General features: G+C 45.9%; 4 protein-coding genes and 1 pseudogene. 1 reads left to right on the top strand and 4 read right to left on the bottom strand.

Features of this window, described 5'->3' with window-relative positions; translation table 11 throughout:
• The 3 genes from ACTIE6_RS09770 to ACTIE6_RS09760 all read right to left on the bottom strand — a co-directional run.
• The coding region (locus ACTIE6_RS09770) for a nitrilase-related carbon-nitrogen hydrolase (protein ID WP_439556459.1) at positions 1-605 on the bottom strand (605 nt) is incomplete at its 3' end.
• Positions 606-652: 47 nt separating this feature from the next.
• A complete protein-coding gene (locus ACTIE6_RS09765; RefSeq protein ID WP_439556458.1) occupies positions 653-1,639 on the bottom strand; it encodes a glycosyltransferase family 9 protein in 987 nt (328 codons plus the stop codon).
• The gene (locus ACTIE6_RS09760; protein ID WP_439556457.1) at positions 1,632-2,546 is read right to left on the bottom strand and encodes a lysophospholipid acyltransferase family protein; all 915 of its coding nucleotides are present in this window, start codon (positions 2,544-2,546) and stop codon (positions 1,632-1,634) included. Before ACTIE6_RS09760 ends, ACTIE6_RS09765 begins: the two co-directional genes overlap by 8 nt.
• Positions 2,547-2,766: 220 nt before the next feature.
• Here ACTIE6_RS09760 and ACTIE6_RS09755 point away from each other — a divergent pair, with 220 nt between their 5' ends.
• The gene (locus ACTIE6_RS09755) at positions 2,767-3,048 is read left to right on the top strand and encodes a hypothetical protein (protein WP_439556456.1); all 282 of its coding nucleotides are present in this window, start codon (positions 2,767-2,769) and stop codon (positions 3,046-3,048) included.
• Between the two features lie 3 nt (positions 3,049-3,051).
• Here the strand turns inward: ACTIE6_RS09755 and ACTIE6_RS09750 are convergent.
• A pseudogene (locus tag ACTIE6_RS09750) lies at positions 3,052-3,355 on the bottom strand (uroporphyrinogen-III C-methyltransferase); the annotation flags it as partial.

Here is a 3,355-nt window from a genome sequence, read left to right as displayed (position 1 = left end):
GCCGGGTCAGTCTCATTGGTGTCCCAGCCGATTGCGGTAGGGTAGAAAAGGATCTCCGCGCCCATTAAACTTGTAATCCGCGCTGCTTCCGGGTACCACTGGTCCCAGCAGATCAGCACACCGATTTTCGCAAATTTTGTTTCAAAAATGCGGTAACCGTCTTTGTCACCTTGCTCCTGCGGATCGCCGGTAGGTGCATCTCCGGGCGTAAAATAGAACTTCTCATAATATCCCGGATCATCGGGGATATGCATTTTGCGGTATTTACCCAGGTAAGCACCGTCTGCATCCAGCACGGCAGTGGTGTTATGGTATAAACCGTGAGCGCGCTTCTCGAACAGTGACGCGATGATCACAACCCCCAGTTCTTTGGCGAGTGCACCAAGCTGTATGGTAGACGGTCCGGGAATGGCCTCGGCCAATGCAAAATTGGCGTGGTCTTCCACATCGCAGAAATAAAGGGATTTGAAAAGTTCCTGCAGGCAGATGATGTTAGCGCCTTTTGCGGCTGCCTCGCGGATTTTTACAGTTGCTTTCTGAAAATTGGCTTCAACATCAGCGGTACAGCTCATTTGTACCAAACCTATGTTTACTTTTTTTGTCATGAATCTGGGTTGGTGGATTTGCCTTTAATTGATCAGGAAAAATAACACTATTTTTCAGGCGGTAGTTCTTTGATCGGGAAAGAGAATGAAATCTCGTTCATGCATTTGAAGTGTTTCTGCGGACACGATTTGTAGCCGATCTTGGAACAGGGGCGACAGCTCAGTCCTTTTCTTTCCAAAACTTCGAATGCGGTTTTATAAGGATACATGCCAAATTCAGGAACGGTATTGCCCCAGATGGAATAAACCTTTTTCCTGAATGCAGCCGCTACGTGCATTAACCCCGTATCATGTGAAAATACGATTTTCGCCTGCCGGATCAGTGAAGCCGATTGATTGAAATTGTATTTACCGCAGCTGTTGAAAACCAATCCGCCGGGCAATGCGGCCATTATTTTCTCACCATTGTCAAAGTCTTCGGGACCGCCTAGAAGAATGGTCGGGTAGTTGATCTTCTTACAAAGTTCGATCATTCGCTCGACAGGTAACTTCTTGGTGCCGTGCTGACCACCGATTGCGTAGGCAACAAACCCGTTTTGGTGCGCAGCAGGAAGCCACGCGGTTTCTGCCTGGTCTTTATAAGGAATAAAGTAATCGAGCCCCTCGCCGTCATTTACTATACCAAAACCTTTCAGCGTATCCATATTCCTGTCCACAATATGCACGTCGGGCAGGTAGTTGATTTTGAATTGCGTCAGCAGCCATTTCTGTACATTCAGTTTCTTGAAGCTTACCATCGGAATGCCCAGGGCAAACTTGATACGCAGCGTGCGGACATTATGGTGCAGGTCAATCAGGTAGTCGAAGTGTTCTGCTTTGAGTTGTGCAAGCAGTTCTTTCGTGTTCTTTTCCAGCAGCCAGATTTTGTCAATATAAGGATTGTCCCGCAGCAGAAAGTCGAACTTGCTTTTGGTAAAATAATGGATCTCAGCGCCTGGATATTGCTTTTTCAAACACCTTACTACCGGAGTTGTCAGGATAATATCTCCGATGGAAGAGAAGCGTAAGATCAGGAATTTGACAGGTTTATTCACTTTGAAGTTCTTGGCGTTGCTGACTGGGAAGGAGGTTGGCCGGCCGTCGGTGCTTCCAGCGGCGGTGACTCCACAACCAGTTATCCGGCTGTGCAATAATATCTTCTTCCAAATGCTGGATCTGGCTTTGCAGGATCGCATTCGTCGGTTCAAGTCTGGGGGTTTCTGTAATGAGTTTGAAACTGGCTTTGTAAAAGCCCCTTTTTGTTCGGCTTTTAGCAATTCCCATATACAAAACGGGTGCATTCAGCCTGCGCGCGATCAGTTCGCCACCTCTGAAAAAACCGGTATCCTGATGCAGGAATGTAGTCCAGTAAGCTTTTTCCGGAACAGGTGACTGGTCATTGATGAGTACAAAAAGGAATGGTTTGTCCCGGGGTTCAAGTGCTTTGCTGATCGCATCTTTCATAGGTACCATTTCTGTCCCGAAACGCGTGCGGAAACTGCGGAACCAATCATCGAATACATTGTTGGCAAGCTCGTGGTAAACGACGATGATCTGATAGGATAGTTTGGCGGAGGCAAATAGATTGAGCATTTCCCAGTTGCCGAGGTGACCAGCCATAACCACAACGTTTTGTCCTCTTTCCTGGTAGTGGTCGAGGATCGGCATTTCAAGATCAAACCTTTCCAGCAGGTCTTCCCTGGAAATGGATATCATCTTGATCGTTTCAAAAATAATGTCGGTAAAGTTCTTGTAGTAGCGTTTGGCAATGGCCTGGATTTGTTGGTCACTATATGTAGGAAAGCTGTTCTTTAAATTGCTGATAATCACGTTTTTGCGATAGCTTCCTACATTAAATATCAGGTAGCGGAACAGGTCGGAAAGTTGATATAACTTCTTCCAGGAAAGCCTCGAAATTGCAGTAAGAAATGATAGGAGGAGCCTGGTAGAAAATGTCTTCATTACTAAATCCTTTCAAAAAGAAGCATTCTACAAAAAAAATAGTTCCGGACAAATTATGAAAGCAAATGCTTGTGGTAACAGCCGCCACCGTCTCAGGCTAAATGGTTGGCTTTGTTGACAAATTTTGCTAGATTCACTCTTTCAATCACCTGCATGAACCCATTTGGAAGGATTATTTGACATCAAAAATGATCGCCGCCTAAGCGTTTATTTGTATAGGATGGGGTTTGGTATGTGGATGCTATACCTGGTTCTGGGGGCACCCGCATTACATACCTATATGCAGTACCGGCAGGATTGCGGTTTACTTTCCTTTGCATTCATGATCTTCGGATTCACAGCCGCGATGGTCTACGATTACTTTCACCATCACGATCAGTACGAGCTCAAAAAGAAGTGGCTATTTTTCAGCTATTTGATCCTGGCGGGCATTATCTATTTTCTTGAATTTCACCAGAAGGGGAGGGTAATCGATCTTCACTGGCTGATCCGCCTGCTCTGATACTTAGTTTGCGACAGAGTTGCTCCGCTGCATCATTTCCTTCACTTTCTGAATAGACAAATCAGGCAAAGCAGCTACTTTTCCAATCACCATAATAGCAGGAGAGCCAATTTCGCTCACCTTAGAGAGCGGCAGAATGTTGCTGATTTTTCCTGTTACTACCTTCTGGCTTTCCAGCGTACCATTCTGGATGATCGCGATCGGTTCGTCCATCTTGTTCAGACCTGAATACATATTGACGATCTCTTCCAGTTTATGAAGTCCCATCAAAACGACAACAGTTGCGGAAGACTGCGCGGCTAAATGC

Source organism: Dyadobacter sp. (assembly GCF_051859145.1).
Classification (GTDB): Bacteria; Bacteroidota; Bacteroidia; order Cytophagales; family Spirosomataceae; genus Dyadobacter.
Note: the sequence above shows the minus strand (reverse complement) of the source record. Positions and strands in the feature narration are given on the sequence as shown.

What these genes read in the sequence shown, in the direction of transcription:
- ACTIE6_RS09760 (WP_439556457.1), bottom strand. Translation starts at nt 2,546, where the DNA reads ATGAAGACATTTTCTACCAGGCTCCTCCTATCATTTCTTACTGCAATT.
- ACTIE6_RS09755 (WP_439556456.1), top strand. Translation starts at nt 2,767, where the DNA reads ATGGGGTTTGGTATGTGGATGCTATACCTGGTTCTGGGGGCACCCGCA.